The following is a 24,517-nucleotide window of genomic DNA, read 5'->3' on the forward strand; positions in this document are numbered from 1 at the left end:
CTTAGGCATCCGTTTCTGTAAATAAATGTAACATTGCCAGAGCAATATTGCAACATATCGTTAACGAGTGTTGGGCGATCGCCCGCTAGCCCCCCGTAAAGATGATGACAATACCCCATAGGCTAATCCCTAAACTGATCAAGGTAGCCCACTGTGGCCCGTGGCCGACCATAGCTTGCCGTTGGTCAAGGTGAATATGGTCGATGTCAAGCCAGAGTTCACCCCCGGCCCGTCGTCCCCATCCCTTGACGGTTACCCGTCGTCCGATCCAAGCCGCAGGGTGCTGCTGGGGTCGTCTGAGTGCTTGCCAGGCGCTAAAGGGAGAGGGGCAGGCTAGCCGTACCAACCCCTCGGGGCAAGCTAAATACAACCTCTGACAAAACCAGTTAGCTGGCCCCGATCGTCCCATCAGCTGGCCTTGGAGGTTAATCGGCGCTCCCTGCACTGGTAGGGGTGGCAAAGCAGATATCAAGCGGCTGGCAGATTCTGGCGGCAAATCATGGGGAGGCTCGGGGTAGAGGGTATTGATTCGCAGTAGCAGCCCGATACCCAGGCCCAACAGCAACAGCCCCCAAAGAACCGTGGGATCTTGGTACAGCCAGCTCAAGAAGGGTAACCGTAACCCTTGGGTGACTCCCCCTAAAAACCACAGCCCCATGGCCAAACTACCGCCGACGATCAGGCCCACCAGGGGTGCTTTTTGGCGCAGCAGCGGTGCCATGGCAAAAGCAGGCATGGGAGAGAGGTCCGCAGTCTCAAGTGAGAGGGGGGGCTGCCCGTACTGCTTAGCGGCTTGGTTGAGCACGACCAGGCGTTCCCCCAGCGGTAGATGGGAGGTGTTAATCCTCAACCACTGGCGATAGGGGTTGGTCACATCGGAGGTAACCACGGGTCCTAGGCCTAACGTCGACACAAAGCTGCCGGGGCTAAGGGCCTGGGCAGGGCTAATCGGTAGCAACACCCCCAGGCTACAGAGAATTGGCGAAATCGAGCCCGAATGCTGACTGTGGGAGGCCAGGGTGGCACTTAGATGAATTAAGGTGTCCGCCAAAAGGCGTGGCTGTCGAGTGAGTACAACGGTGCGGCGATCGCCCCAATCACTCCGCCAGCGCGACAGCCCCAATGTCAGCTGCCGTAAACCCCAATAGAGGGCATAGAAGCCATGGGCCAGAGCGCCGATGATCGACCGCAACCAGGCCTGCTGCCGTTGTTCAGCCCAATCTGCCAACTGGCCATAGACGGTATGGCAAACCAGCAGCCATAACCCCACCGCTGATAAGACAGGTAATGCGCCATTAATAGCGTGAGCCAACTCCACACTGTATAGGGTCACCACCTGGTCTGGGGGTAATGTGTCCAGCATCCCCTGGCTGACCACAATACGGGTATTACGAGGATGCCAGCCATAGCTAAAACAGTAGGGGGTTGACTCTGGAATCAGCCGTAACTCCGGCAAGTGCCAGCCCTGGCGGCGGCAGAGTTGTCGCAACACCGTTAGGGCCTGAGGGTTGAGCTGTTGTAGCTGTCGGGTGGATAAAACCCGCTGACCATGCCACCGGGCCAGCAGCCAGTCCAGTATCCAGGGGCTACCCACCGCTAGTAGCAAGACTAATCCGATTACCCAGGGATTGTAGGACTGATCAAGGGCAGGCAGACCGTAAAACCGTACCGGCCAGCGCACCAGTCGGATCAGGCCATTAACCCCCCTCAGACCCAGATGGAAGACCCAGTTGATTCCCCATACCAGGGCGATCGCCGTGACCGCTTGGCCGAACCACAGATGGAGGGGACGTCTAGGCAGGGGTTGGGGCCGGGGCGTGGTTGCGCTCACCGACGGGACTGATGGCTTTGCTGGGGCTGGCGCTTCGGCGGCTGCCTGGGGGGCCGAGTTGGGTTCCCCAGGGGCCTCATCCAGGGGGCCTCGCCAGGGCTGCTGATTCAGCCGCTGGTAGTGAAATAGGGAGCCTCCCTTCCCTGCCGTCGTGGTTTCTGCTGAGGAACTGGAGGAGGATGACTGAGTGGTCTGGGTCTGGGGTCTGGGGGGGGAAGAACTGGGTACCGGAGTGGCTGGACCAGCCATGGGGGGAGGCTGCGGGGCCTCAGCAGCGGCGGCGGCTGAGGCTGATGGCGGCCCTTTTGGTGCCGTTGGCTCTGCCCTAAAGGGGACAAACCCGGTGTCGTTGGTGGTCGGACGGTCCAGCTGGGGCAAATCTCGCTTAGCCCCAGGAAAAGCCGGTTGGGCCAGGTCGGTAGGTATCGAAGCCACCGTCGTCTGACCTGCGGCCGGCAGTTGACGGAGGGTCTGCTCAGCCCACTGGCGAGCCTGGTCTACAGGGCTGGCTTGGAGCTGTTGACAGAGTTGACGGGCGATTGCATATTGCCCTAACCGCTGATGCGATCGCACTAACCCCATCTGGGCTTTTACTCTGTCAGCCGGGGTGGAAGCCAACCGCAGCAGTTGCCGAAAATAGGCTATAGCTTGGTCATACGCCTTGGCCCGATAAGCCGCTACCCCTTGCTGGTAGAGGTGGCCCCCCGGGGACTGAGTGGATTGGTGGTGGCTGTCTGAAGCCATAGTGATGGGCCCAAATTCGTTGCTGCAATTGAGTGTCAAGCATAGTTTAAGTCCGAGGTCGCTGACTTAAACCCAGTACCATTGGGGATAAATACCCTATCTCCCCCAAGATAAACCTTATAAAATTGTTACAACTGGCAATCCTCGTTTTTGACCAGACGCACTTAGGCCAGGAGAGAGCAATATTAACTTGCTCTCTCCTGGCCTAAAGATGACCTGTTTGACTACTTAATAATCTTGATAATCTCGCCCATGATTGCCCTGTGTCTCTTTATCGTCAGCTTTGTGGCCTGGTTTTTGAGCATGCTGGCAGGGGGCGGTAGTCCATTTATTTTAATTCCGCTCATTTCCGTATTGCTGGGGGTGCAGGCGGTTGCCCCTATCATTACCACCGGGTTATTGATTGGCAATGCCCAACGCAGCCTCTTTTTCTGGGCAGAAATTAACTGGCAAGTGACCGCCTGGTATGTGCCAGGGGCCACAGTTGGTGCTGTTTTGGGCTGCTATGGGCTCACCCAGGTCCATCCCGAAGGGCTACAGCTGCTGCTAGGGGTTGGCCTACTGGCCATGGTTGGCAACTATGTGCTGGGGTCTCAGAATACCCAATTCCAGGTGAAAGCCTGGCACTTTTTGCCCTTAGCGTTGATCAATGCCATTGGCTCGGGGTTAATGGGCAGTACGGGGCCAGTGATGAATCCCCTTTACCTGGGTTACGGTTTAGAAAAAGAAGCTATGGTGGCCACTAAAGCCCTTAACAAAGTTTCTTTGCATGTGGTGAAACTGATAGCCTACGGGGTCTTGGGTAGTCTTAGCTACCAATACCTAGCCTATGGATTGGTGATTGGACTGGCCGCAATTCCAGCCAACTGGTTGGGGAAATGGGTGCTAGCTCAAATGAGTGCCCAGCAGTTCCGCCAATTGGTCTTCACGTTTGTAGCCGTTAGCGGTGTGGTCATGATTTGGCAGCAGCGTAGCCTACTGCTGCTGTTTTGAACTATTCCCTTGCCCCAGTGATGTCCAAGTCCAGCAGGGTTTCTACAAATTCATAAAGAGAGACCTCATCGGCTCCGGCCAGTTGGCGATCCTTTAAGTCGGTCAACCCTCTCGACAGATCCTCGGCTCGGTGTTTGTAGTCGCGGTGGGCCGTCAACATATCCGCAAAGATGGTCTGCTCAATATCGACTCGGCTTTGGCCTTCCCCCACCGGAGTTTGGTAGGCTACATCGTCTACATCATATTTCAGCAGCACAAACAGAGCCCCACTGGCTTGCTGGAGCTCTGCTTGCAGCCGTCTTGTATCCAATTCCAGGCGGTCAAAGCTAACTTGGCCTGTGATTTTTAGCTCAATGATCGGGGCTGGGTCCTCAGGGGACAGGGGGGTAATGGCCTCTAAAACCAAAGCTTCAGCCATTTGACAGATTTGGTCGAGGCTCTCCTGACCTTTAGCCACCACCTCTAGACGTCGAATCGGACGCTGAAAGTAGTCGGTGATTAGATCAGCCTCAACGCCATCGGCGGTCAAATTCACCAAATAGGCTCCTCGCTGGTAGCGGCTTTCCTCCACGTTATTAGCTTCTAAGGAGCCAGGGTTAAACACCCAGCCTTCTACGGCATAGGCCTTGTGAATGTGGCCTAGGGCCAGATAGTTCACCCCAGCCTGCTCCAGGGGCCGTAAATCGCTATAACGCAAGGCTCCGGCGTAGCGGGCAATCTGCCCCTCTAAACCGTGGTGAAACATGAGCAAGGTATGGTCAGGCCCTGGGGGTAAATGATCGATCGCCGCCCCTAATCGCTCGATCGCTCTCGGGGCTGTAGCCCCATACCAATGGGAGCCAATTACCCGTACACCGCAATCCAAGTCGATGTAACTGCCGGACTTGGTATCAGGGTCCCACGGGCTCAAAAGGGGATTGCCCAATTTTGTGTCATTGGGTTCTAGCAACATCAGCAAGCCCCATTCCGAAAGATACTTAAGCCAGCTGGTGGGGGTACCGAAGGGGCGATTATCGTGGTTGCCTTCAATCGCTAAAACTGGAATGTGGGCTTGCTGCAACGCCTGCAAACACACTTGAGCCTGATTTAGGGTGGCTGGCTTGATGTTCCGGTGCTCAAACAGGTCACCAGCAACCACCACAAAGTCTACCTCGGCCTGAATCGCGTGGCCATCTAGCACAGTATACAGGGCCCGAAAAAAGTCCTTGGTGCGCTCTGGGGTGTCGTAGCGATCGAAGCCTAAATGAATGTCGGCAATGTGGAGAAACTTAGCCATGGCCCTTGCTCTGAAATATCCCCCCAACTTAGCAGACGAGCCTGGGATCGGGTTTCTGCCAGGGTGATCCCCGCTTTTGCTAGAATTGGGCTTCTAAGGTGGGGCCTGTAGGACAAACATATTACACCACTGGGGAAGACTCAGCGGCGAGCTCTTCCAGGCGCTCTTGCTGGTCACGGCTAATGCAAGACTGCACTAGGGACTCGATATCCCCCTCCAGCACTGGAGCCAGGGTAAAGTTCTGGTTAAGGCGGTGATCGGTGACCCGGTTATCTTTGTAGTTGTAGGTGCGAATTTTTTCCGATCGCGCCCCCGTGCCGACCTGCGATTTACGCATGGAAGATACCGCATCCTGCTGCTCTTGCATCTGGATGTCGTAGAGCTTGGCCCGCAAAATTTGCATGGCCCGCTCCCGGTTTTTCAGCTGCGATCGCTCTTCAGTACAAAACACACGAATTCCAGTGGGTTTGTGGAACAGATCAACCGCCGTTTCCACTTTATTGACGTTTTGCCCGCCAGCTCCGCCCGATCGAGCTGTGGACATTTCAATATCCTTAGGATCGATTTTCACCGTCACTTCGTCCACCTCCGGCATAATCGCTACGGTAGCCGTCGAAGTGTGCACTCGCCCCCCCGCCTCTGTCACTGGCACCCGCTGGACCCGATGGACGCCAGCCTCAAACTTAAGTTGACTGTAGACGCGATCGCCCGCAATTTCTAGAATGGCTTCCTTGAAGCCACCCATATCAGCCACCGACTCACTCAGCAGCTTCACTCGCCATCCCTGGGTTTCCGCATAGCGGGAGTACATCCTGACCAGATCGCCGGCCCAAATACTGGCTTCATCACCGCCGGTGCCAGCCCGAATTTCCAACATAATGTTCTTATCATCGTTGGGGTCCCTAGGCAGTAATAATACCTTGAGTCGATTTTCCAGCCTGTCCAGGTGTTGCTCCAGTGCTTCCACTTCCAGAGCGGCCATATCTCGCAGCTCTGGGTCACTACTGGCTTCTTTGTAGACCTCTTTGGCCCCAGCCAACTCTTCCACAGCCTGCTTCCACTCGGTGTAGGTGGTAACGGTTTCTTCTAGGGATGAGCGAGACTTGGCAATCCGCTGAAATTCATCAGGATCTTGAGCGACATCAGGATCCGCCAATTGGCGGGTAAGTTCCTGAAATGTCTGCTCAACGGAATTTAGCTTTTCAATTAAATACGCTTCAGCCATGATCAAACCCTATACCGCTACTAACGCCAGAAGGGTTATTCCTCTGGCGATTGATATCATCGTTGCGAGTAGGGATGGTTAGGCCTTGTCGTCCGCTGCAGATGGCGTCGCTGGGGCATCGGACATGCCATATTTCCGCATGAAGCGTTCAACCCGGCCCTCGGTATCAATAATCTTTTGGGTACCGGTATAGAAGGGATGATTGCCAGACCACACATCTACGTGAAGCTCGGGCTTAGTAGACCCAACGGTCATAATTTCCTTGCCATCACAGAAGACCTTAGCTTCTGGATACCAAGTGGGATGAATATCAGACTTAGCCATGGTGGTGAGTTAAACAACGTTTACAAGAATGACCTGGCGATCGCAAATGACCTAAAAAGACCAGGGCAAATTGGGGACCAGCCAGATGTCGTTCTCTATCCATCCAGTCTAGCCCCCAGAAACTAATTAGCGCTTGGAGAACTGAGGCGCTTTCCGAGCTTTCTTCAAACCGTACTTCTTCCGTTCCTTACAGCGGGGATCACGGGTGAGATAGCCTTCCACCTTCAAAGGCTGGCGATTCTCAGGGGACAGCTCACACAGCGCCCGAGCTACTCCTAGACGGATGGCGTCTGCCTGGCCGGTTAAACCGCCACCTTTGACATTCACCAACACATCGTAGTCATTCTCCAGACCTAACACCTCTAGGGGAGCTTTGGCGGTCGTCAAATAGCCGGGGTTGAACTGAAGGTACTCTTCCCCAGGACGCTTATTGATCAGCAGTTGTCCACTGCCGGGGACGAGTCGCACCCGGGCAATCGCCGCTTTTCGACGACCAGTACCCCAATACATTACCCGTTCTGATTGATCAGTAGCCTGCATTATTTAGCTTCTCCAGGAATGGTGTTAACAACAAGAGTTTGAGGGGTCTGGGCCTGATGGGGATGCTCTGGTCCTGCATAGACCTTGAGCTTGGTAAACTGCTGTCGCCCCAGACTATTCTTAGGCAGCATTCCCTTGACAGCCTGCTCAATAATCCGCTCGGGCAAGCGAGCTTGCAGCTTGTCAAAGGTCTCAGTCTTCATGCCCCCGGGTCGACCAGAATGGCGCCGATACAGCTTGGTGGTGGCCTTACGACCAGTCACCACCACCTTTTCAGCATTGACCACAATCACAAAATCCCCCGTATCCATATGGGGGGTGAAGGTAGGCTTATTTTTGCCCCGCAGGACAGTGGCGATTTCTGTGGCCAAACGCCCTAGGCGCTGGCCTTCAGCGTCAATGACATGCCACTGACGGTCAACAGAATTTTGGGGAGGAACGTAGGTTTTAGTCATAGCGCTTAAGCCGTTTTCTTAACCACAACATATGAGTGAACAAAACTGAAAATCAGGCCACCGCTGGCCCTAGGTAAAAGTGAGGTTGTGTGTCAAACCACACCTCACGGTCAAAAGGCATTGGATCGTAGCCCACCCGCAGCAGGCACAGCCCTTGGGCAGGGGCCGAATACTTAACGCGTTGCCGCTGCCGCTGTTGCCACAGGGTCTGGAAATCTGCCGGAGATATATCTCCAGACCCCACCTGTACCAGCAACCCCATGACCAGGCGTACCATGCCGTAGAGAAATCCTTTGGCTTGTAGCTCGACGGTCAAAAAAGCATCACGCCGATGGCACTCTGCCCCCTGGAGATCAACCCAAGAATGTCGCTTTCCCGATCGGGCCCGATGGAAGGCGGTCATATCGTGATACCCCACCATAGTATCTAGGGCCGCCTGCATCTTTCCCTGATCCAGATAACGATGGTAGTAGTGCCACACTAAAGGCCGCACAAACAAGTTAGGTCGGGGATCGGTGTACAAGGTATAGCGATATCGCCGCCACTGGGCTGAAAATTGGGCATGCCAGGTATCAGCGACCTGGGCCGATGCCCGAATCAACACATCTTGGGGCAGGCGAGCATTCAAGATTTCGGCCCAGCGATGGGCCGGAATAAAGTCAGGGGCATCAAAATGAGCGACCTGAGCCGCAGCATGCACCCCAGTATCAGTCCGCCCGGCCCCATGCAGCCGCACGGCATACCCTAATACTGCCTGAATGGCGGCCTCGATTTCCCCCTGGACTGTTCTAGCATTGGGCTGCCATTGCCAGCCGTGTAAATCGGTGCCCACATACTGCACCACCAAAGCAACTCGCTGAGTAGCTTGGCTAAACTCAGGGGGCTGGCTTTCTAGGCTGCGCTGTATAGGAGACAACTTGGACATGGATCTAAATAAAGGGCGTCCTCTGATAGATCAGGTGAGTTCGATGATCGCCATTTCAGCGTTATCACCGCGACGACGCACCGTTTTAACAATGCGGGTATAGCCACCGTTGCGATCGCTGTAACGTTCGTCAGCTTGACTAAACAGGGCATGAACTAGCTGCTTGTCATAGATGTAACCCATAGCTCGACGGCGAGCAGGGAGGGAACCATCCTTCGCCAAGGTAATCATCCGGTCGGCTTCTTCCCGCACGGCCTTAGCCCTGGCTTTAGTGGTGGTAATTCGCCCATGGCGAATCAACTCGGTGGTAAGGGAGCGTAGCAGGGCCTTACGCTGATCTGCTGGCTTACCCAATTGATGAACGCGACGACGATGACGCATGACACTGAACTCAAATGAACGACAAAAACAATAGGGCGCAAACGCATCAAAGCCGCCCTCAACCTACCCTTAGGTAGTCCCCTTAGGTAGTCTTGGAGGCCTTTTCCAGCGGCAGAGTAATACCTAGCCGCTCCTGTAAGGCTTCAATCACCTCTTCTGCTGACTTCTGGCCAAAGTTTTTGATCTCAAGCAGATCTTCCTGACTGAAGTCGAGCAAATCAGCCACGGAGTTAATCTGAGCCCGCTTGAGGCAATTGTAGGCCCGCACCGACAGCCGCAATTCTTCAATCGGAATTTGGTTGTTGGGGTCTTCTTCCTTCACTTCCTCGTCAAAGGTGGGCTCCAGGGTGACATCTTTCAGGGGCATAAACAGATCGACCAAGATATCAGCCGCCTGACTCATCGCCTGCTGAGGTGTGACACTGCCATTAGTCCAGATGTCCATGGTGAGCTGGTCTTTTTGCATAGACCCTGATACCACCAGTTCATCGACGCTGTAGTTCACCTTACGCACGGGCATGAACACTGAATCAATTTGGATAAAATCTAGGGCAGTGGCGTCATCTTTACTACGCTCTACAGACCGATACCCCTGACCTCGCTCCACCCGGAACTCCATTTCTAGGGTATGACCATCGGCGACAGTAGCCACGTACTGCTCCGGATTGACCACCTCCACTTCAGAAGGCAACTCAAAATGTCCCGAGGTGACCTTAGCTGGCCCCTGCACCAGCAAGCGCCCAATTTGGGGCTGACTCGAATAGCTGCGCAGGATAACGCCTTTCATATTCAGCAGAATATCCAGCACATCTTCCCGTACCCCTGGAATTGTGGAGAACTCATGGGTAGCCCCAGCAATTCTGACAGCGGTAATCGCGACCCCCTCCAAGTTAGACAGCAGTACTCGCCGTAGGGCGTTACCTACGGTGATCCCCTGGCTGCGCTCTAGGGGTTCAATCACAAAGCGACCATACTGACTTTGGTCCGCTTCTACTACTGACTCTACGCAATCCACATGAAACTGTGCCACAGTGCTGTCTCCCTTCAACCTCGATATACCTGGCTGGCTCGATACAATCCGTAAGCTCTACACTCGACGACGCTTCGGAGGCCGACACCCGTTATGGGGAATGGGGGTGACATCGCGGATTAGTGTAATTTCCAGCCCAGCCCCTTGTAGGGCTCGAATAGCTGTTTCTCGGCCGGCCCCAGGGCCACTGACCATCACCTCGATCTGTCGCATGCCCTGATCCATAGCCCGACGAGCTGCGCTATCGGCAGCGGTTTGAGCTGCAAACGGCGTCCCTTTTTTCGCCCCTTTAAAACCACTAGAACCAGCGGAAGCCCAAGAAATAGCCTCACCGGACTGGTCCGTAATGGTAACAATGGTGTTATTAAAGGTAGAGCGAATATGAGCTACGCCACTGGGCACATTTTTTTTGCTCTTGCGAGGACCGACTTTTCGGGTTGGTTTGGCCATGGTTGTACAACTAAACTCAATTGAATCTAACGATCAATAAATCAATAAACAGTCAGAAAAACTCGCTACTCACGTTAGCGAGTTTTGCCTAGGGCAACGACCTTACGCAATCAGCCTTAGGCCGTAGCAATAAGCATTACTTCTTAGGAGCCTTCTTTTTACCAGCAACGGTACGACGGGTTCCGCCTCGACGAGTCCGGGAGTTGGTACGAGTACGCTGCCCCCGCACTGGTAGTCCAGCCCGGTGTCGCCGCCCCCGATAAGAACCGATGTCCATCAATCGCTTGACGTTCATGTTCTCAAGACGACGCAGATCCCCTTCTACCTGATAATCACTTTCAACGGCATCCCGCAGTTGAGCCACGTCGGTATCCGTTAAATCTTTGACGCGAATATCGGGATTAACCCCGGTCTTAGCCAAAATTTCCTTGGACCGGGTAGGACCGATGCCATAAATATAGGTCAGGCCAATTTCAACTCGTTTATCGCGTGGCAAATCCACGCCTGCTATCCGTGCCACCTAAACTATCTCCCCAAATGTTGAATCCGCTACTGCAGCAACGCTGCCACCTAAAATATGTTCTGACGTTAAGCTTAGCTCGACCCTGACGATCGCAGTTTTACCTGGCTTGAGCAAACTTGCCTAACAAGTCCGGTCAAGCTGCCTAGCCGCAAACCACCGAATAAACCACCCAAGCGTATCCCATTTACACAATGAAATCGCATTTTACCCACAGTAATCGTGCCATATTCGCTGATGTTAGCCAGAGGGGCTAATCTCACCAACGGCCCGGATACTAATGATGCAGTGGAAACTCTAGTCCTGACAGTCTACCCCCAGGGTTTTACCCCTGAGATTCTACCCTTGACGCTGCTTATGCTTGGGGTTAGAACAAATCACCATGACTCGCCCTCGACGGCGAATCACTCGACATTTATCGCACATTTTGCGAACAGACGCACGGACTTTCATGTCCAACTCGCACTTCACTACAGAATTGCTATCCTAGCAAACCCACGCCAACTCGTCAAACTATTTAATCCAATTAAAACCCTCCTCGGCGGCGAGAGGATGAAAAGGGCTTGAGAGCACTTAGGCGCCCCGATTCAAAGCAGCTTCCACCTGCTTCAGTTCTTGCTCCACTCGAGTTTTCAATTTCTCAGGCAAAGGCCGGTTGGGATAGGAGCTGTAGTGACCAGCGATCGCATTCAGAGCCGTCCGCATCGTCGTAAACGAACTCAAGTTAGCCACCGAATCATCACGCCGGTAGCGGGAGGCAAAATCGCTGATCACAGCTTTGGCCTCGGCCTGGGCTTCGGCTTTAGTCGGGTCATCATCAGGGAGTGCGATCGCAGTTCTGAGGCTATCTACCAGCATCAAAGTATCCTGACGGTAATCACCGGTCAGTTGGCCGCTGGTGCCTGCACTACACCCCGTGAGGCCGATAACAGCGACCAGTATCAACGCAAAAAGGCGAGTAATTAAGGGTTTCATAGGCTTCATTAAAATAGTTCAAGCCGAATGACGAACGGCAATAGAGCCTATTAGGTGTCATTCAGGTGCTCTTATTTTATAGTGTGCTGTGGCCTAAGCTACCCTATGCCGGGTAAATTCGCAGACGACGGTTGGGCTCTTCCCCACAACTTAGAGACTTCAGCCGATAGTGCTCAGCTAGCTCGTGCTGCATCTTGCGAATTCGAGCGGAGCGGGGTAACAATTCCACGGGTTGCCCTTGGGGAATCACAATTTGCTCAACCGCTAATCGTGCTTCTTCAAGGGCTTCTAGCTCGTCATCCCCACCGTTGTGGCTGAACAGTTCCAGATCAATGGCGGTGGGATTGTCGTCTACATCTAAAATTCGCTGTAGAGCCCGGGTAATTTGCGGAATGCTATTGGACTTGACCATGTGTACCGGTAACTGCCGCCCTTGGGCCATGTGGCGCAATTTAGTATGCCCCTTGGCATGGGATCGGAGGGCTAGCACAGCATCCGTTTGGTCTAAGTCTTTGGTGATGGCCACAGGCATATGTAGCGTCTTAATTACCCGCTCCAGTTGATGACGACTAACGCCATAGGGATATAACCGCAGCACATCCTCCCCATTGGGACCCACCTGATCCCAGTCACTAGCATTGTCCAACAAATGCAGGAAGCCCGGATCACTGGCAGGTTTAGTCGCCCCCTGCCAGGAACTAGCAGAGGATTGACGACTGGTGGTTCCCAGGGGGGTGTAATGGGTGGGTGGTGGCGGTACCATATGGCCCGCCGCTCGCCATCCTGATCCTTGGCGAGATGGCTTAGCCACCTCCCGACCAGAGCCCGGCAGCTCATGGGTAATGACTACCTTTTGGTTGTCGTCTAGGGTCCGCACCTGTTGCCCGGGTTGCCGCCCTCGCAACAGATTATCGATGGTCATGGTGACATCGTCATGGACAACCCAGCGCTGACGCTCCAGCATCTCTACCGCAATATCGAAGGTGGGGGGGGCTTTGCGTTCCAAAACACTCTTTTGACTACCTCGCCGTCGCGCTTCCTCGTCCCCCAACGTGACAGACTGAATCCCCCCAATTAGATCGGACAGGGTAGGATTCTTAATCAGGTTTTCTAGACGGTTGCCGTGGGCCGTGCCCACCAGTTGCACCCCCCGCTCAGCAATGGTGCGGGCCGCTAAAGCCTCCAATTCAGTACCAATTTCATCAATGACAATCACCTCAGGCATGTGGTTCTCGACCGCCTCAATCATTACCCGGTGCTGTTCTTCTGGGCGAGCCACCTGCATCCGCCGAGCTCGGCCAATCGCTGGATGAGGGATATCCCCATCCCCTGCAATTTCATTAGAGGTATCAATGATCACCACCCGCTTTTGTAAATCATCAGCCAAGACCCGGGCAATTTCTCGCAGAGCGGTGGTTTTGCCAACCCCCGGACGGCCCAACATCAAGATTGACTGGCCGGTTTCCACCAAGTCACGAATCATGCCAATTGTGCCGAATACCGCTCTACCCACTCGGCAGGTCAGACCGATGATGGTTCCAGCCCGGTTACGAATGGCGCTGATGCGATGGAGGGTTTTCTCAATTCCAGCTCGATTGTCTTCCCCAAACGTCCCTACCCGCTGAATACAATGCTCTAAATCAGCTTGGGTAACCGATAAATCCGATAGATACTCCACCTGGCCAAAGAAACGAGCTTCGGGTAGCCGACCCAGGTCAAGCACTACCTCAATCAAGCTCTGTCGTTGGTTGTGCTGGCTGAGTAGTTTGCGCAGTGGCGGAGGTAAAATAGCCAATAACTGCTCCAGGTCATCCGTAGGCGCTGGGTTGCTGGCGGCAGGGTTAGGGGTATCGGTATAATTAGCCGCGATGGCAGCATTGGAGTGAGCTGAGGCAGAACTTGAGCTAATCGGAGGTGTATCGTCGGAAGCGTTGCTGTGAATGGATAAATTGTCGCTGTAGTCGCTAACCATAAAGTGCTGGGGACGAAAGTCCGCAATGTGAAGACCGGGGCGATGCAAACAGTTGAAAGCTACGGTAGAACAAAGCTGCGATCAGGCTAGGGGCCGGGGCAGCGGTAAACGACTGGGCTGGCCAAGGCCGGGGTTAGAAATACCATTGTCTACGCAGCGCCTCCATCTTTGAGCAACCCAACTAAGCCTCGCGCTAGCCCAAGGGCTTGCATTAAAGCACTCTGGTGATCGATCGCTTGATCAATCGCCAGGGGCTTGGGCTCTATCCATGAGCATGAGCGCGAAAGACTGGATTTGTCAAATGACTGCCTAGCCTCAACCGCGGCCAGCCAAGTTTGAACGTCAGTATCCATCGCCCCCAGCAGCGGCATTACCAGAGCCCGGGCATAACTGCCGTAGGCAATGCCCGCGATGCTTCCAACCGCCTCACGGGTTTGACCATTGACCGATGGGCCAGCATGACCAGCATGATTTGAATGGTGGTGCACTAAACCAAGCTCACGCAGTTTATTTACAGTGTAGCTGTTGGTTCCGCCAGCCGCTTGAACGTAGCCCGGCAGGCCCGCCCCTAAGACCTTTTGAGCTAAGCGAATGGTGGCGTGGGTCGTTCCTCGGCCCAAGTCTCCACTCATAGGGCGTCCATCTGTCTGCCAAATCAACGGCACAGCTAAGGGAGCGATGATCTGGTGAAGTTGCCCCAGATAGGGCACCACCTGATCATGATCAGGGCAACTAATGGACACCAGCTTGAGCTGGGGCATCCAGGCGGTTAGTTGCTGCCAAAGGGCAGAGAACTCCCGTTGTCGTCCCGTCTGGGTGTGAATCTCAACAGCATCGATCAAGTGCAGCCAATCGCCGCTAAAGTCCTCTGGTTTAGCTTGACGGTACTGAGCCGTAATATTATCCACTGGGCAAATGGGAAGGCAGCGACCGCAACCGTAGCACAAATCGCGGATTACCCCACCCTCGCCGACACCTTGAAATTGAATGGCTGCGGTGGGGCAGACCGCTTCGCAGGGGCGATCGCAATTTATTGGACAACCCTTAGCATCAAACTCAGCCTTACGAAAATGCGGATCTTCACTATCGTTGAGGCTAACCATCAGCCAGGGCAAGTTTGTTCGTAAATCCTGGCGATCAGCGTATAGATAGGGTGCTAAGTAGGGGGCCAGTGCGGCGGCATCTTCCAAGCCTTGTCGAGCCGCTAGCACCACAGCACGATCCGCCGCTATATCAACACAGTCTACTCCGGCCAAGGCATAGATCATCACCAGCCGCCGCACCGTGGGCATATCCTGGTAGCTGGCCCCACAAATTAGCTTGACCCATGTCCCAGCCTGGAGTGACTGGCAAGGGGGTTGAGAACTCGTCACTATTGCCATTTGAGACATACAGCCCAGGGGAAACCCCTGTAAAATGGCCGTTCCAGCCGATAGAACGGCCTCAGCGTACTCCGTGTATCCGCCTAAATTAAATTCGCCAGGGGCTCCCAGCTAAAGGCGCGACTGCCCCCCATTTCCACCACAACTTTTACCTGGGGTTCAATGGTGGGTAGGCTCACTAGATAAGCCAGTTCCTGCCGGGATAAAATATTGCCTTCAATCAACCACAGCACCATCCCTTTAGCGGTGGCAGGCATCACGTCTATGCGAGAGGTGAGTAGGGGCGGCACAAAGTAGGTGTATCCCACTGCGGCCGAATTACCCACGGTTTTCTTACCCAAATGGGGGGGACGCACCCCATGAATACCGGTTAAGTAGGAAGACAAATCCCCCAGTCCCCGAGCGGTCAGGGTCATGGTTTCATAGCCCGCGGCTTTTAGTCGTCGCCCATAGCGCCCTTCAAAACCGCCTTCTAAGGGCATCCGCACCGCGATCGCTTGATTGTTTTCCAGATCGCGGATAAACGATTTGCCTGTGGTTAGCAATGCCATCGCTGCCTTTCACTCCTATGAGCTGCTCTACAAATATAGACCTGTACTTGCGATGATTGTACTGTGATTTCTAGGGGCCTACAGAGTCGGGCGTCAACCAGAAGTCAAGCATTAGCGTTGCACCTTGCCCTGGCCGCTAAAATTACTTTCATTTTCTTATAGACATATCTCTACTTGGGATGTAATATAGTAAATCGCCGCCAAAAAGGATACTGGGTGGTTATTGAACTGCTCAAGTCCAGGCTTTCGGCTGTTTAAGTCTTGGTTTGCTGACACATATGATGTCAGCTTTATCCAGAACTTTTAAAGGCCTAATTTCTTTTGAATAGTGACGGATTGAGTCGCTGGCTCACGGCAGTGGGTGCATTAGCTCGGTGTAAACGTTCAAAAGTGCATGTATTGCGCGCATTGCTTCTTGCTAGGGGCTTGCGCACTTCATAGTGTGTTAAGGGAGACAAGGCTGTGGCAGTCGGTATTCTCGGCAAAAAGCTGGGCATGACCCAAATCTTCGATCAGGCAGGAAATGCCGTTCCAGTCACCGTCGTCGAGGCGGGACCCTGTGTCGTAACTCAAATTAAGACTCCGGACACCGATGGCTATGCGGCCATCCAACTTGGTTTTGGAGAAGCAACAGAGAAGGCGTTGAATAAGCCTAAATTAGGGCATCTGTCCCGTTCCGGCAGCACACCAGTGCGTCATCTTAAGGAGTATCGCGTTGAGGCAGCCGATGCCTACGAGCTAGGTCAGGCCATTACCGCCGACAGCTTTGAGTCTGGACAGTTGGTTGACATTAGCGGCAAGAGTATTGGCAAGGGGTTTGCGGGCTATCAGAAGCGGCACAATTTTCGTCGTGGTCCCATGTCTCATGGCTCTAAGAATCATCGCCAACCCGGTTCTACTGGGGCTGGGACAACCCCCGGGCGGATATACCCTGGTAAGCGCATGGCTGGTCAGATGGGGAATGCCCAAGTTACTATCCGCAAGCTTGAGGTAGTAAGGGTAGACAGCGATCGCAACCTACTGCTGATTAAGGGAGCAATTCCTGGTAAGCCTGGTGCGTTGGTTAGCATTGCCCCAGCTAAGTGGGTCAAGGCCTAGTCCCTCAACCTTAAAGATGGGACATTTTCGGAGACTTGGAGAGTTTTAGGGATAGGTCAAGACGATGGTAGAGTGCGTCGTTAAAAATTGGGAAGGCCAAGAGGCTAGCACGGCATCTTTGGATTTTAAGGTGGCTGATCAAGATGTAGCCTCTCACATTGTGCATCGCGCCCTAGTGCGGCAGATGAATAATGCCCGTCAGGGCACGGTGTCTAGTAAGACCCGAGCCGAAGTACGGGGCGGTGGTCGTAAGCCCTGGCGCCAGAAGGGAACAGGGCGGGCCCGGGCTGGGTCAAACCGTTCTCCGCTGTGGCGGGGCGGGGGAGTAATTTTTGGGCCTAAGCCTCGGGACTTCAGCGTCAAAATGAACCGCAAGGAGCGTCGCTTGGCTTTGCGAACGGCTTTCCAGGATCGGTTAGATGACTTGATCGTAGTGGAAGCCTTTGATGATAAATTCTCCCGTCCTAAAACGAAGGATTTACTAGAGGCCCTGACCCGGTGGGGTGTTGATGCTAGTAGCAAAGTGCTGTTAATCATTGCCGAGAAGCAAGAGCTCATCTATCTCTCCGCTCGCAACATTGAAAACGTAAAGCTGATCACCGCCAATAATCTGAATATTTATGATTTGCTGGCCGCCGATCAGCTAGTAGCAACAGCCCCCGCTATCGAGGCTATTCAGGAGGTTTATGGTGACTAACCCTACAGTACCCACGTTGGCTGATTTGGTCCGCCGTCCGTTGGTGACTGAAAAGGCTACCCTACTGATGGAAAACAATCAGTACGTCTTTGAGGTGATCCCAACAGCCACCAAGCCTGACATCAAAGCAGCTATCGAAGAGCTATTTGAGGTCACGGTAACGGCGGTTAACACCTATAATCCCCCGAGCAAGCGGCGACGTTTTGGTCGTTTTGTCGGTAATCGTCCCCATTACAAACGGGCCGTAGTAACGCTGGCCCCGGGAGATTCCATTCCTCTCTTCCCCGATCTGTAGTCATCTAATAACGTTAACGTCCCGTCGATTTAACCGTGTAGCCAGCAAGAATTTCCATGGGTATCCGTTCTTACCGACCATACACTCCAGGCACTCGCGAGCGCACCGTCTCTGAGTTTGCCGAAATCACCCGTAGCGAACCTGAAAAGTCCCTGACGCGGTCCAAGCATCGACCTAAGGGACGCAACAATCGGGGGGTAATTACCTGTCGCCATCGAGGTGGTGGACACAAGCGCCTTTACCGAGTCGTTGATTTCCATCGAAATAAGGTGGGCGTGTCGGCCAAGGTGGCCTCCATCGAGTACGACCCCAATCGCAACGCTCGGATTTCCCTACTCCACTATGCCGATGGGGAAAAGCGCTATATCCTTTGTCCAGCCGGCTTAACGGTAGGTGCCACTGTCGTTTCTGGGCCTGATGCCCCCTTGGAAGTTGGTAATGCTTTACCGCTGTACAAGATTCCTCTAGGCACCACAGTGCACAACATCGAGATGCAGGCCGGTAAAGGAGGGCAAATGGCTCGCTCTGCCGGAGCTGGGGCTCAGGTGGTGGCCAAAGAAGGAGACTACGTCACCTTAAAGCTACCTTCCACAGAGGTACGGATGGTGCGGCGAGAATGCTATGCCACCATTGGCCAGGTAGGAAATGCCGATATTCGTAACGTCAGCCTAGGTAAGGCTGGTCGTAAACGTTGGATGGGGCGTCGTCCTGAGGTCCGTGGCAGCGTCATGAACCCAGTGGATCACCCCCATGGTGGTGGTGAAGGGCGAGCCCCCATTGGCCGATCTGGGCCAGTTACCCCCTGGGGCAAACCTACCTTAGGCTATAAAACTCGCAAAAAGAACAAGGACAGCGACAAGTATGTGGTGCGTCGTCGTCGTCGGGTATCTAAGCGGGGACGGGGCGGTCGGAACGCTTAGATGATTGGTCGCCTAGATTGTTGGTATCGCATGTCGTTGGTTGTTGTGTAGGGCTGAAGCATCATGTCTCGCTCATTGAAGAAAGGGCCGTTTGTGGCCGACCACTTACTGTCAAAAATTGAAGCCCTTAACACTAAGGGAGATAAGCAGGTGATTAAGACCTGGTCTCGGGCGTCTACGATTTTGCCCCAGATGATTGGGCATACCATTGCCGTTCACAATGGTCGGCAGCATGTTCCGGTCTACATTACCGAGCAGATGGTCGGCCATAAGCTAGGTGAATTTGCCCCTACGCGAACCTTTCGCGGGCATGCCAAAAGTGATAAGAAAGCGCGTCGTTAGGCAGAGGAGTTGGAGAAATGGCTGTAGATACCTCAGAGCAGGTTAAGGCAGTGGCCCGCTATGTGCGCATGTCTCCCCGCAAGGTGCGTCGCGTACTCGATCAAATTCGTGGTAAAAGCTACCGAGATGCTCTGATCATCCTGGAGTTCATGCCCTACAAGGCCTGTGAGCCCATCATTAAAGTGTTGCGCTCTGCGGTGGCCAACGCTGAGCACAATAACGGCCTAGATCCCATTGATCTTGTGATTAGTGAGGCTTATGCCGATGCTGGGCCGACCCTGAGGCGGTTTCGACCTCGGGCCCAAGGACGGGCCTATCAAATTCGTAAGCCCACTTGCCATATCACCATCGCGGTAGCTCCCCCTGGTGAGTAAGGGTTAAGGCTAGAGTCCACTATTTATATTGTTTGCTCGAATCAGTCGTTAAAGCACCGTTTTCAGAGGTTAGTTCGTGGGACACAAGATTCATCCAACTGGGTTTCGCCTTGGCGTAGTGCAAGAGCACCGTTCTCGCTGGTTTGCGGAAGGTATGCGCTATCCCGAGCTGCTTCAAGAGGATTATCTCATTCGTGAGTATGTCCAAAAGACCCTCAGCAATGCTGGCATTTCTGATATTCGGATTGAGCGTAAAGCCGATCAGATTGATCTTGAAGTTCGTACGGCTCGCCCTGGGGTGGTTGTTGGTCGTGGTGGAGCAGGTATTGAATCCCTCCGTTCCGGCCTCCAAAAGGTGTTGAAGGATTCCAATCGCCAGATTCGGGTAAACGTGGTTGAAGTCAGCCGGGTTGACGCGGATGCGGCCTTAGTGGCGGAATACATCGTTCAGCAGCTAGAGCGGCGGGTGTCGTTCCGGCGAGTGGTACGCCAGGCTTTGCAGCGGGCTCAGCGGGCTGGGGTAGAAGGTATCAAGATCCAAGTGAGTGGTCGGCTAAACGGGGCAGAAATTGCTCGCACCGAATGGACTCGGGAAGGTCGTGTCCCCCTCCACACCCTCAGAGCCGATGTGGACTATGCCTACACCACCGCCCAAACCACTTACGGCATTTTAGGGGTGAAAGTATGGATCTTTAAGGGTGAGATTATTCCTGGCCAAGAAGATCCAACTCCTGCCCCGAATGTCCAACCCCGGCGGCGGCAACCCCGGCGGCGGCAGCAGTTTGAAGACCGCTCGAATGAAGCTTAACGCTTAAGTTCCGACGTTTTCTCGATTGAAGTTAACCTGTGAATTGATGAGTGCCGATCCATGCTTAGTCCAAAACGAACTAAATTTCGCAAGCAGCATCGCGGGCGCATGCGCGGGATGGCTCAACGGGGGAGTGACATTAGCTTTGGCGATTTTGCTCTACAAGCTACTGAACCTTGCTGGCTCACCTCTCGCCAAATCGAGGCCGGTCGTCGGGCTATGACTCGCTACGTCCGTCGGGGCGGAAAGATCTGGATTCGGGTTTTCCCCGACAAGCCGGTTACGATGCGTCCAGCAGAAACCCGGATGGGTTCTGGTAAAGGGAACCCAGAGTACTGGGTAGCCGTGGTAAAGCCAGGTCGGATTATCTTTGAAATTGCTGGTGTACCTGAGGCAACAGCTCGTGAAGCGATGCGTCTAGCTGCCTTCAAGCTGCCCTTCAAAACCAAGTTTATTGTCAGAGATAGTAAGGAGGCTTAACCCAATGGCACTGCCTAAAATTCAGGATGCCCGCAACCTCAGTGATGAGGAATTACTTGAGGCCATTGTGGAAACTAAGCGGGATCTATTTCAGCTGCGGTTTCAAAAAGCCACTCGACAACTTGATAAGTCAGTGCATCAATTCAAGCATGCTCGTCATCGCCTGGCTCAGTTAATGACCGTTCAGCGGGAGCGCCAACTGGCATCCTTAGAAAGTGCTGCTACTGGTCAGTCGGATGAGGTCACCGCAGCCGCTGCGGAATCAGTATCAGCATAGGGAATAGGTAAACGAGATGGCGGTTAAAGAACGAGTGGGATTGGTCGTCAGCGACAAGATGGATAAGACCGTTGTTGTAGCTGTAGAAAGCCGGACCTCCCATCAAAAGTACGGCAAGATTGTGGTTCGGACTAAGCGTTATAAAGTTCACGACGAAGAAAATGCCTGCCAAGAAGGGGACCGGGTACGTATCCGTGAAACTCGTCCCCTAAGTCGGACAAAGCGCTGGGTCGTGGCTGACATTGTTAATCGGGCAGCGGAGGCCTAGGGGAAAAAATGATTCAGCAGGAATCTTATTTAAATGTGGCGGATAACAGCGGAGCACGGAAGCTCATGTGTATCCGTGTGTTAGGCGGGAACCGGCGCTATGCCGGTGTGGGCGATGTGGTGATTGCCGTGGTTAAGGATGCCCTGCCTAATATGGCCGTGAAGAAATCGGATGTGGTGCGGGCTGTGATTGTTCGTACTAAAAAAGGATTACGGCGCAGCAGTGGGATGAGCATTCGCTTTGATGACAATGCGGCTGTAATCATCAACCAGGACGGCAATCCACGGGGTACTAGAGTTTTTGGCCCTGTGGCTCGGGAACTGCGCGATAAGAACTTTACCAAGATTGTTTCCCTCGCACCGGAGGTATTGTAATGGCAACATCTACCAAGCAGCCCACCCGGCAGAAGGTACATGTGCGTAAAGGCGATACGGTTCAGGTGATTACTGGGCGCGATCGCGGCAAAGTGGGTGAAGTGTTATCGGTTAACCCCAAGAAAAGCCAAGTGATTGTGCAAGGGGTGAACATGCGCACCAAGCATGTCAAGCCTCAACAGGAAGGGGAATCTGGCCAGATTGTGGTGCAAGAAGGGCCCATTCACAGCTCTAACGTCATGCTGTACTCCGAGAAAGAGAAGGTGGCGAGTCGAGTTTGCTACACCTTCAATGAGGATGGACGTAAAGTCCGCATGTTGAAAAAAACTGGGGAAATTATTGATTAACCAGGGATATCTTGGTGGTCCAACGGTTACCCCTTAATGCCTTTAACGATTAATCACTTTATTCCTGACCAAGCCCAGGAAAGTAGTAAATCATCATGACAGATCAGCTCAAAATCCTTTATCGAGATACGGTGGTACCCAAACTGATGGATCAGTTTAAGTACACCAACATTCACCAGGTGCCCAAAGTTGTTAAAGTCACCGTCAACCGAGGTTTAGGGGAGGCGTCTCAGAACGCCAAGGCCCTGGAATCATCCCTGAGTGAAATTGCCTTGATTACAGGGCAGCGCCCTGTGGTTACCCGGGCAAAAAAGGCGATCGCGGGGTTCAAGATTCGTCAGGGCATGCCTGTGGGCGTTATGGTCACCCTTCGCTCAGATCGAATGTATGCCTTTTTGAACCGCCTCATCAACCTATCTCTGCCCCGCATTCGTGACTTTCGTGGGATTAGCCCTAAGGCCTTTGACGGTCGTGGTAACTACACCTTGGGCCTCCGGGAACAATTGATTTTCCCGGAAATTGATTACGACAGTATTGATCAGATTCGTGGATTGGATGTCACCATCGTGACCACAGCCAATACCGATGAAGAAGGGCGAGCACTACTCAAGGAATTGGGTATGCCATTCCGTGACAACTAATACAGGTTTATACGCGTACTAGAACTATGGCTGCTAACGACATCATTGCGGATATGCTGACTCGCATTCGAAATGCGAACTTGGCGCGGCACCAAACCGTGAGTATTCCTTCGACCCGGATGACCCGGAGTATTGCCAAGGTACTCAAAGAAGAGGGGTTTATTACTGACTTTACTGAGGTCACCACTGAAGAACGGCCCCAGCTAGTCATTACTCTGAAATACAAGGGGAAAACTCGTCAGCCGATTATTCGTAATCTGACTCGCGTTAGCAAACCTGGTTTGCGGGTGTATTCCAACCGTAAAGAGTTGCCCCGGGTACTAGGGGGAATTGGAATTGCCATCATTTCCACCTCTAGCGGCATCATGACCGATCGTGATGCTCGCCGTCAGGGAGTGGGGGGTGAAGTACTGTGCTACGTTTGGTAGTTGACCCTTAGGCGGTCTACAGATCTGACGACAGAGCGTTATTGAATGCTAAGGATTTAGGAGTATTGCATCATGTCACGTATTGGCAAACGGCCAATCCCTATCCCGGCTAAGGTGTCAATTACGATTGACGGTCAGGATGTTCAGGTTAAAGGGCCAAAAGGAGAACTCTCCCGCACATTGCCTGCTGGGGTAGTGGTGGTTCAAGAGGGTGACACGGTTTTGGTGAATCGTAAGAACGACTCACGGCTGGCCCGGGAGCGTCATGGCCTTTGCCGCACCCTGGTAGCCAATATGGTAGAAGGGGTGGCCAATGGTTATCAGAAGCGCCTAGAGATTCAAGGGATTGGTTATCGGGCTCAAGTCCAAGGCCGCAATCTGAACCTCAGCCTGGGCTATAGCCATCCAGTGGTGTTTGAACCTCCCACCGGCATTGAGTTTGCGGTTGAAAACAACACCAATGTTATCGTCAGTGGCATTGATAAAGAACTGGTCGGTAATATGGCCGCTAGGGTTCGGGCTAGCCGACCCCCTGAGCCCTATAAGGGTAAAGGTGTGCGCTATGCCGGTGAGCAAATCAGACGTAAGGCTGGGAAGTCAGGGAAAAAATAAGCCATGAAAGCAAGTCGTAAAGAGTTAACCCGTCGCCGCCATGCACGCATTCGTAAGCGTGTGTTTGGTACCCCTGAGCAGCCTCGGTTGGCGGTATTTCGATCGAATCAGCACATTTATGCTCAGATCATTGATGATACGGCTCATCGCACTTTGGTGGCTGCTTCAACCGTAGAATCAGATGTCTTAGACAGTGGGCAATCTGGAGCCACCCAGGAAGCGGCGGCGGCGGTTGGCAAGCTGGTGGCGGAGCGGGCCTTACAGGCAGGCATCAACCAGGTGGTGTTTGATCGTGGTGGCAAGCTGTACCACGGTCGCGTTGCCACCTTGGCTGATGCAGCTCGCGAAGCTGGCTTAAACGTTTAAGGGAGTGGCACTCGCAACTCCTTGGGAATCGCTCAATGGCATAGTCTAACAGTGCTGGATTAAAGAGAGGCTTGGGAAAAGCATGGCAAATCGTCGTAAAGAAGCTCGTACTAAAGAGAAGAAAACCGACTGGCAAGAGCGCGTTGTACAAATTCGCCGGGTCACGAAGGTGGTGAAAGGGGGTAAAAAACTCAGCTTTCGCGCCATCGTTGTGGTCGGTAATGAAAAAGGCCAAGTCGGTGTCGGAGTTGGTAAAGCTGGGGATGTCATCGGTGCCGTGAAGAAAGGGGTAGCCGATGGCAAAAAGCACTTAGTTGATGTGCCCTTGACGCGCTCCTACTCTATTCCCCATCCGTCTAATGGGATTGGGGGGGGTGCTAAGGTGTTTATGCGCCCAGCGGCACCTGGTACCGGAGTAATTGCTGGGGGAGCCGTGCGGACTGTGCTCGAACTAGCCGGGGTTCGGAATGTGCTGGCTAAGCAGTTGGGATCAAACAATCCTTTAAATAATGCTCGAGCCGCTGCCGATGCCCTTGCTTCCCTGCGGACCTTTACTGAGGTGGCTGAGGAGCGCGATATTCCGGTCGAAAATCTGTACGTATAACTATTGTTTATC

Annotated in this window: 34 protein-coding genes; 18 read left to right on the forward strand and 16 right to left on the reverse strand. The window is 53.6% G+C overall.

Features of this window, described 5'->3' with window-relative positions:
• Positions 1-85: 85 nt before the first annotated feature.
• Positions 86-2,575, reverse strand: coding sequence for a zinc metalloprotease HtpX (locus E1H13_RS02510; RefSeq protein ID WP_169611807.1), 2,490 nt, complete (start codon positions 2,573-2,575; stop codon positions 86-88).
• A 252-nt stretch (positions 2,576-2,827) separates the two neighbouring features.
• Between E1H13_RS02510 and E1H13_RS02515 the strand changes: the two genes are divergently transcribed.
• Entirely contained in the window at positions 2,828-3,568 is a 741-nt protein-coding gene (locus E1H13_RS02515) for a sulfite exporter TauE/SafE family protein (RefSeq protein WP_169611808.1), read from the forward strand.
• Position 3,569: 1 nt separating this feature from the next.
• On the opposite strand, the gene E1H13_RS02520 is transcribed toward E1H13_RS02515, so the two are convergent.
• The 15 genes from E1H13_RS02520 to E1H13_RS02590 all read right to left on the reverse strand — a co-directional run bounded on the left by E1H13_RS02520 (position 3,570) and on the right by E1H13_RS02590 (position 15,574).
• Positions 3,570-4,844: an exonuclease SbcCD subunit D gene (locus tag E1H13_RS02520; RefSeq protein ID WP_169611809.1), complete on the reverse strand. Its 1,275-nt coding sequence runs from the start codon at positions 4,842-4,844 to the stop codon at positions 3,570-3,572.
• A gap of 121 nt (positions 4,845-4,965) precedes the next feature.
• Entirely contained in the window at positions 4,966-6,069 is a 1,104-nt protein-coding gene (prfA, locus tag E1H13_RS02525) for a peptide chain release factor 1 (protein WP_169611810.1), read from the reverse strand.
• A 78-nt stretch (positions 6,070-6,147) separates the two neighbouring features.
• A complete protein-coding gene (gene rpmE, locus E1H13_RS02530; RefSeq protein WP_169611811.1) occupies positions 6,148-6,393 on the reverse strand; it encodes a 50S ribosomal protein L31 in 246 nt (81 codons plus the stop codon).
• Positions 6,394-6,519: 126 nt separating this feature from the next.
• A complete protein-coding gene (gene rpsI, locus E1H13_RS02535) occupies positions 6,520-6,933 on the reverse strand; it encodes a 30S ribosomal protein S9 (protein WP_169611812.1) in 414 nt (137 codons plus the stop codon).
• Positions 6,933-7,388 (reverse strand): 50S ribosomal protein L13, encoded by a 456-nt coding sequence (rplM, locus tag E1H13_RS02540; RefSeq protein WP_169611813.1) that lies wholly within the window; start codon positions 7,386-7,388, stop codon positions 6,933-6,935. The genes rpsI and rplM overlap by 1 nt, the downstream gene beginning before the upstream one ends.
• Positions 7,389-7,440: 52 nt before the next feature.
• A complete protein-coding gene (truA, locus tag E1H13_RS02545; RefSeq protein ID WP_169611814.1) occupies positions 7,441-8,313 on the reverse strand; it encodes a tRNA pseudouridine(38-40) synthase TruA in 873 nt (290 codons plus the stop codon).
• A 30-nt stretch (positions 8,314-8,343) separates the two neighbouring features.
• The gene (rplQ, locus tag E1H13_RS02550) at positions 8,344-8,694 is read right to left on the reverse strand and encodes a 50S ribosomal protein L17 (protein WP_169611815.1); all 351 of its coding nucleotides are present in this window, start codon (positions 8,692-8,694) and stop codon (positions 8,344-8,346) included.
• Positions 8,695-8,776: 82 nt separating this feature from the next.
• Positions 8,777-9,724 (reverse strand): DNA-directed RNA polymerase subunit alpha, encoded by a 948-nt coding sequence (locus E1H13_RS02555; protein WP_169611816.1) that lies wholly within the window; start codon positions 9,722-9,724, stop codon positions 8,777-8,779.
• A gap of 57 nt (positions 9,725-9,781) precedes the next feature.
• Positions 9,782-10,174 carry a 30S ribosomal protein S11 gene (gene rpsK / locus E1H13_RS02560; RefSeq protein WP_169611817.1) on the reverse strand — a complete coding sequence of 131 codons (393 nt, stop codon included), beginning with the start codon at positions 10,172-10,174 and terminating at the stop codon, positions 9,782-9,784.
• Positions 10,175-10,310: 136 nt separating this feature from the next.
• Entirely contained in the window at positions 10,311-10,694 is a 384-nt protein-coding gene (gene rpsM, locus E1H13_RS02565) for a 30S ribosomal protein S13 (protein WP_169611818.1), read from the reverse strand.
• A 339-nt stretch (positions 10,695-11,033) separates the two neighbouring features.
• On the reverse strand, positions 11,034-11,147 hold the full coding sequence (gene rpmJ / locus E1H13_RS02570; protein ID WP_071527191.1) for a 50S ribosomal protein L36: 114 nt from the start codon (positions 11,145-11,147) through the stop codon (positions 11,034-11,036).
• A 120-nt stretch (positions 11,148-11,267) separates the two neighbouring features.
• Complete coding sequence (psb27, locus tag E1H13_RS02575) at positions 11,268-11,669, reverse strand: photosystem II protein Psb27 (RefSeq protein ID WP_169611819.1); 402 nt, start codon at positions 11,667-11,669, stop codon at positions 11,268-11,270.
• Positions 11,670-11,772: 103 nt separating this feature from the next.
• The gene (locus tag E1H13_RS02580) at positions 11,773-13,641 is read right to left on the reverse strand and encodes a R3H domain-containing nucleic acid-binding protein (RefSeq protein WP_169611820.1); all 1,869 of its coding nucleotides are present in this window, start codon (positions 13,639-13,641) and stop codon (positions 11,773-11,775) included.
• 149 nt (positions 13,642-13,790) lie between these two features.
• Positions 13,791-15,023 (reverse strand): circadian clock protein LdpA, encoded by a 1,233-nt coding sequence (locus tag E1H13_RS02585; RefSeq protein ID WP_169611821.1) that lies wholly within the window; start codon positions 15,021-15,023, stop codon positions 13,791-13,793.
• An 83-nt stretch (positions 15,024-15,106) separates the two neighbouring features.
• Positions 15,107-15,574 carry an NAD(P)H-quinone oxidoreductase subunit N gene (locus tag E1H13_RS02590; protein ID WP_169611822.1) on the reverse strand — a complete coding sequence of 156 codons (468 nt, stop codon included), beginning with the start codon at positions 15,572-15,574 and terminating at the stop codon, positions 15,107-15,109.
• A 462-nt stretch (positions 15,575-16,036) separates the two neighbouring features.
• Between E1H13_RS02590 and rplC the strand changes: the two genes are divergently transcribed.
• The 17 genes from rplC to rpsE all read left to right on the forward strand — a co-directional run bounded on the left by rplC (position 16,037) and on the right by rpsE (position 24,505).
• The gene (gene rplC / locus E1H13_RS02595; protein WP_169611823.1) at positions 16,037-16,672 is read left to right on the forward strand and encodes a 50S ribosomal protein L3; all 636 of its coding nucleotides are present in this window, start codon (positions 16,037-16,039) and stop codon (positions 16,670-16,672) included.
• A gap of 64 nt (positions 16,673-16,736) precedes the next feature.
• On the forward strand, positions 16,737-17,369 hold the full coding sequence (gene rplD / locus E1H13_RS02600; RefSeq protein WP_169611824.1) for a 50S ribosomal protein L4: 633 nt from the start codon (positions 16,737-16,739) through the stop codon (positions 17,367-17,369).
• Positions 17,359-17,664: a 50S ribosomal protein L23 gene (locus E1H13_RS02605; protein WP_169611825.1), complete on the forward strand. Its 306-nt coding sequence runs from the start codon at positions 17,359-17,361 to the stop codon at positions 17,662-17,664. Before rplD ends, E1H13_RS02605 begins: the two co-directional genes overlap by 11 nt.
• Positions 17,665-17,720: 56 nt before the next feature.
• Positions 17,721-18,584 (forward strand): 50S ribosomal protein L2, encoded by an 864-nt coding sequence (rplB, locus tag E1H13_RS02610; protein ID WP_169611826.1) that lies wholly within the window; start codon positions 17,721-17,723, stop codon positions 18,582-18,584.
• A gap of 63 nt (positions 18,585-18,647) precedes the next feature.
• Positions 18,648-18,926: a 30S ribosomal protein S19 gene (rpsS, locus tag E1H13_RS02615; RefSeq protein WP_169611827.1), complete on the forward strand. Its 279-nt coding sequence runs from the start codon at positions 18,648-18,650 to the stop codon at positions 18,924-18,926.
• Between the two features lie 17 nt (positions 18,927-18,943).
• The gene (gene rplV / locus E1H13_RS02620) at positions 18,944-19,300 is read left to right on the forward strand and encodes a 50S ribosomal protein L22 (protein ID WP_169611828.1); all 357 of its coding nucleotides are present in this window, start codon (positions 18,944-18,946) and stop codon (positions 19,298-19,300) included.
• Positions 19,301-19,376: 76 nt separating this feature from the next.
• Complete coding sequence (rpsC, locus tag E1H13_RS02625; protein ID WP_169611829.1) at positions 19,377-20,108, forward strand: 30S ribosomal protein S3; 732 nt, start codon at positions 19,377-19,379, stop codon at positions 20,106-20,108.
• 60 nt (positions 20,109-20,168) lie between these two features.
• Positions 20,169-20,588 carry a 50S ribosomal protein L16 gene (rplP, locus tag E1H13_RS02630; protein ID WP_169611830.1) on the forward strand — a complete coding sequence of 140 codons (420 nt, stop codon included), beginning with the start codon at positions 20,169-20,171 and terminating at the stop codon, positions 20,586-20,588.
• A gap of 4 nt (positions 20,589-20,592) precedes the next feature.
• On the forward strand, positions 20,593-20,865 hold the full coding sequence (rpmC, locus tag E1H13_RS02635) for a 50S ribosomal protein L29 (RefSeq protein WP_169611831.1): 273 nt from the start codon (positions 20,593-20,595) through the stop codon (positions 20,863-20,865).
• A 16-nt stretch (positions 20,866-20,881) separates the two neighbouring features.
• A complete protein-coding gene (gene rpsQ, locus E1H13_RS02640) occupies positions 20,882-21,133 on the forward strand; it encodes a 30S ribosomal protein S17 (RefSeq protein WP_169611832.1) in 252 nt (83 codons plus the stop codon).
• An 8-nt stretch (positions 21,134-21,141) separates the two neighbouring features.
• A complete protein-coding gene (rplN, locus tag E1H13_RS02645; protein ID WP_169611833.1) occupies positions 21,142-21,507 on the forward strand; it encodes a 50S ribosomal protein L14 in 366 nt (121 codons plus the stop codon).
• Positions 21,507-21,854, forward strand: a complete 348-nt coding sequence (gene rplX, locus E1H13_RS02650) for a 50S ribosomal protein L24 (protein ID WP_169611834.1) — start codon at positions 21,507-21,509, stop codon at positions 21,852-21,854. Before rplN ends, rplX begins: the two co-directional genes overlap by 1 nt.
• Before the next feature lie 95 nt (positions 21,855-21,949).
• Complete coding sequence (gene rplE / locus E1H13_RS02655) at positions 21,950-22,495, forward strand: 50S ribosomal protein L5 (protein WP_169611835.1); 546 nt, start codon at positions 21,950-21,952, stop codon at positions 22,493-22,495.
• Between the two features lie 26 nt (positions 22,496-22,521).
• Positions 22,522-22,923: a 30S ribosomal protein S8 gene (gene rpsH / locus E1H13_RS02660; protein WP_169611836.1), complete on the forward strand. Its 402-nt coding sequence runs from the start codon at positions 22,522-22,524 to the stop codon at positions 22,921-22,923.
• Positions 22,924-22,995: 72 nt separating this feature from the next.
• Complete coding sequence (rplF, locus tag E1H13_RS02665) at positions 22,996-23,535, forward strand: 50S ribosomal protein L6 (protein ID WP_169611837.1); 540 nt, start codon at positions 22,996-22,998, stop codon at positions 23,533-23,535.
• Positions 23,536-23,538: 3 nt separating this feature from the next.
• A complete protein-coding gene (gene rplR, locus E1H13_RS02670) occupies positions 23,539-23,901 on the forward strand; it encodes a 50S ribosomal protein L18 (RefSeq protein WP_169611838.1) in 363 nt (120 codons plus the stop codon).
• Positions 23,902-23,983: 82 nt separating this feature from the next.
• On the forward strand, positions 23,984-24,505 hold the full coding sequence (gene rpsE / locus E1H13_RS02675; protein WP_169611839.1) for a 30S ribosomal protein S5: 522 nt from the start codon (positions 23,984-23,986) through the stop codon (positions 24,503-24,505).
• The last annotated feature ends 12 nt before the right edge of the window (positions 24,506-24,517 follow it).

The sequence above is a fragment of the Nodosilinea sp. P-1105 genome, from assembly GCF_012911975.1.
Classification (GTDB): Bacteria; Cyanobacteriota; Cyanobacteriia; order Phormidesmidales; family Phormidesmidaceae; genus Nodosilinea.

Excerpts from the sequence above, each read along its gene's own strand:
- E1H13_RS02510 (WP_169611807.1), bottom strand. The coding sequence starts at position 2,575 with ATGGCTTCAGACAGCCACCACCAATCCACTCAGTCCCCGGGGGGCCAC.
- E1H13_RS02515 (WP_169611808.1), top strand. The coding sequence starts at position 2,828 with ATGATTGCCCTGTGTCTCTTTATCGTCAGCTTTGTGGCCTGGTTTTTG.
- E1H13_RS02520 (WP_169611809.1), bottom strand. The coding sequence starts at position 4,844 with ATGGCTAAGTTTCTCCACATTGCCGACATTCATTTAGGCTTCGATCGC.
- prfA (WP_169611810.1), bottom strand. The coding sequence starts at position 6,069 with ATGGCTGAAGCGTATTTAATTGAAAAGCTAAATTCCGTTGAGCAGACA.
- rpmE (WP_169611811.1), bottom strand. The coding sequence starts at position 6,393 with ATGGCTAAGTCTGATATTCATCCCACTTGGTATCCAGAAGCTAAGGTC.
- rpsI (WP_169611812.1), bottom strand. The coding sequence starts at position 6,933 with ATGCAGGCTACTGATCAATCAGAACGGGTAATGTATTGGGGTACTGGT.
- rplM (WP_169611813.1), bottom strand. The coding sequence starts at position 7,388 with ATGACTAAAACCTACGTTCCTCCCCAAAATTCTGTTGACCGTCAGTGG.
- truA (WP_169611814.1), bottom strand. The coding sequence starts at position 8,313 with ATGTCCAAGTTGTCTCCTATACAGCGCAGCCTAGAAAGCCAGCCCCCT.
- rplQ (WP_169611815.1), bottom strand. The coding sequence starts at position 8,694 with ATGCGTCATCGTCGTCGCGTTCATCAATTGGGTAAGCCAGCAGATCAG.
- rpsK (WP_169611817.1), bottom strand. The coding sequence starts at position 10,174 with ATGGCCAAACCAACCCGAAAAGTCGGTCCTCGCAAGAGCAAAAAAAAT.
- rpmJ (WP_071527191.1), bottom strand. The coding sequence starts at position 11,147 with ATGAAAGTCCGTGCGTCTGTTCGCAAAATGTGCGATAAATGTCGAGTG.
- psb27 (WP_169611819.1), bottom strand. The coding sequence starts at position 11,669 with ATGAAACCCTTAATTACTCGCCTTTTTGCGTTGATACTGGTCGCTGTT.
- E1H13_RS02580 (WP_169611820.1), bottom strand. The coding sequence starts at position 13,641 with ATGGTTAGCGACTACAGCGACAATTTATCCATTCACAGCAACGCTTCC.
- E1H13_RS02585 (WP_169611821.1), bottom strand. The coding sequence starts at position 15,023 with ATGGCAATAGTGACGAGTTCTCAACCCCCTTGCCAGTCACTCCAGGCT.
- E1H13_RS02590 (WP_169611822.1), bottom strand. The coding sequence starts at position 15,574 with ATGGCATTGCTAACCACAGGCAAATCGTTTATCCGCGATCTGGAAAAC.
- rplD (WP_169611824.1), top strand. The coding sequence starts at position 16,737 with ATGGTAGAGTGCGTCGTTAAAAATTGGGAAGGCCAAGAGGCTAGCACG.
- E1H13_RS02605 (WP_169611825.1), top strand. The coding sequence starts at position 17,359 with ATGGTGACTAACCCTACAGTACCCACGTTGGCTGATTTGGTCCGCCGT.
- rplB (WP_169611826.1), top strand. The coding sequence starts at position 17,721 with ATGGGTATCCGTTCTTACCGACCATACACTCCAGGCACTCGCGAGCGC.
- rpsS (WP_169611827.1), top strand. The coding sequence starts at position 18,648 with ATGTCTCGCTCATTGAAGAAAGGGCCGTTTGTGGCCGACCACTTACTG.
- rplV (WP_169611828.1), top strand. The coding sequence starts at position 18,944 with ATGGCTGTAGATACCTCAGAGCAGGTTAAGGCAGTGGCCCGCTATGTG.
- rplP (WP_169611830.1), top strand. The coding sequence starts at position 20,169 with ATGCTTAGTCCAAAACGAACTAAATTTCGCAAGCAGCATCGCGGGCGC.
- rpmC (WP_169611831.1), top strand. The coding sequence starts at position 20,593 with ATGGCACTGCCTAAAATTCAGGATGCCCGCAACCTCAGTGATGAGGAA.
- rpsQ (WP_169611832.1), top strand. The coding sequence starts at position 20,882 with ATGGCGGTTAAAGAACGAGTGGGATTGGTCGTCAGCGACAAGATGGAT.
- rplN (WP_169611833.1), top strand. The coding sequence starts at position 21,142 with ATGATTCAGCAGGAATCTTATTTAAATGTGGCGGATAACAGCGGAGCA.
- rplX (WP_169611834.1), top strand. The coding sequence starts at position 21,507 with ATGGCAACATCTACCAAGCAGCCCACCCGGCAGAAGGTACATGTGCGT.
- rplE (WP_169611835.1), top strand. The coding sequence starts at position 21,950 with ATGACAGATCAGCTCAAAATCCTTTATCGAGATACGGTGGTACCCAAA.
- rpsH (WP_169611836.1), top strand. The coding sequence starts at position 22,522 with ATGGCTGCTAACGACATCATTGCGGATATGCTGACTCGCATTCGAAAT.
- rplF (WP_169611837.1), top strand. The coding sequence starts at position 22,996 with ATGTCACGTATTGGCAAACGGCCAATCCCTATCCCGGCTAAGGTGTCA.
- rplR (WP_169611838.1), top strand. The coding sequence starts at position 23,539 with ATGAAAGCAAGTCGTAAAGAGTTAACCCGTCGCCGCCATGCACGCATT.
- rpsE (WP_169611839.1), top strand. The coding sequence starts at position 23,984 with ATGGCAAATCGTCGTAAAGAAGCTCGTACTAAAGAGAAGAAAACCGAC.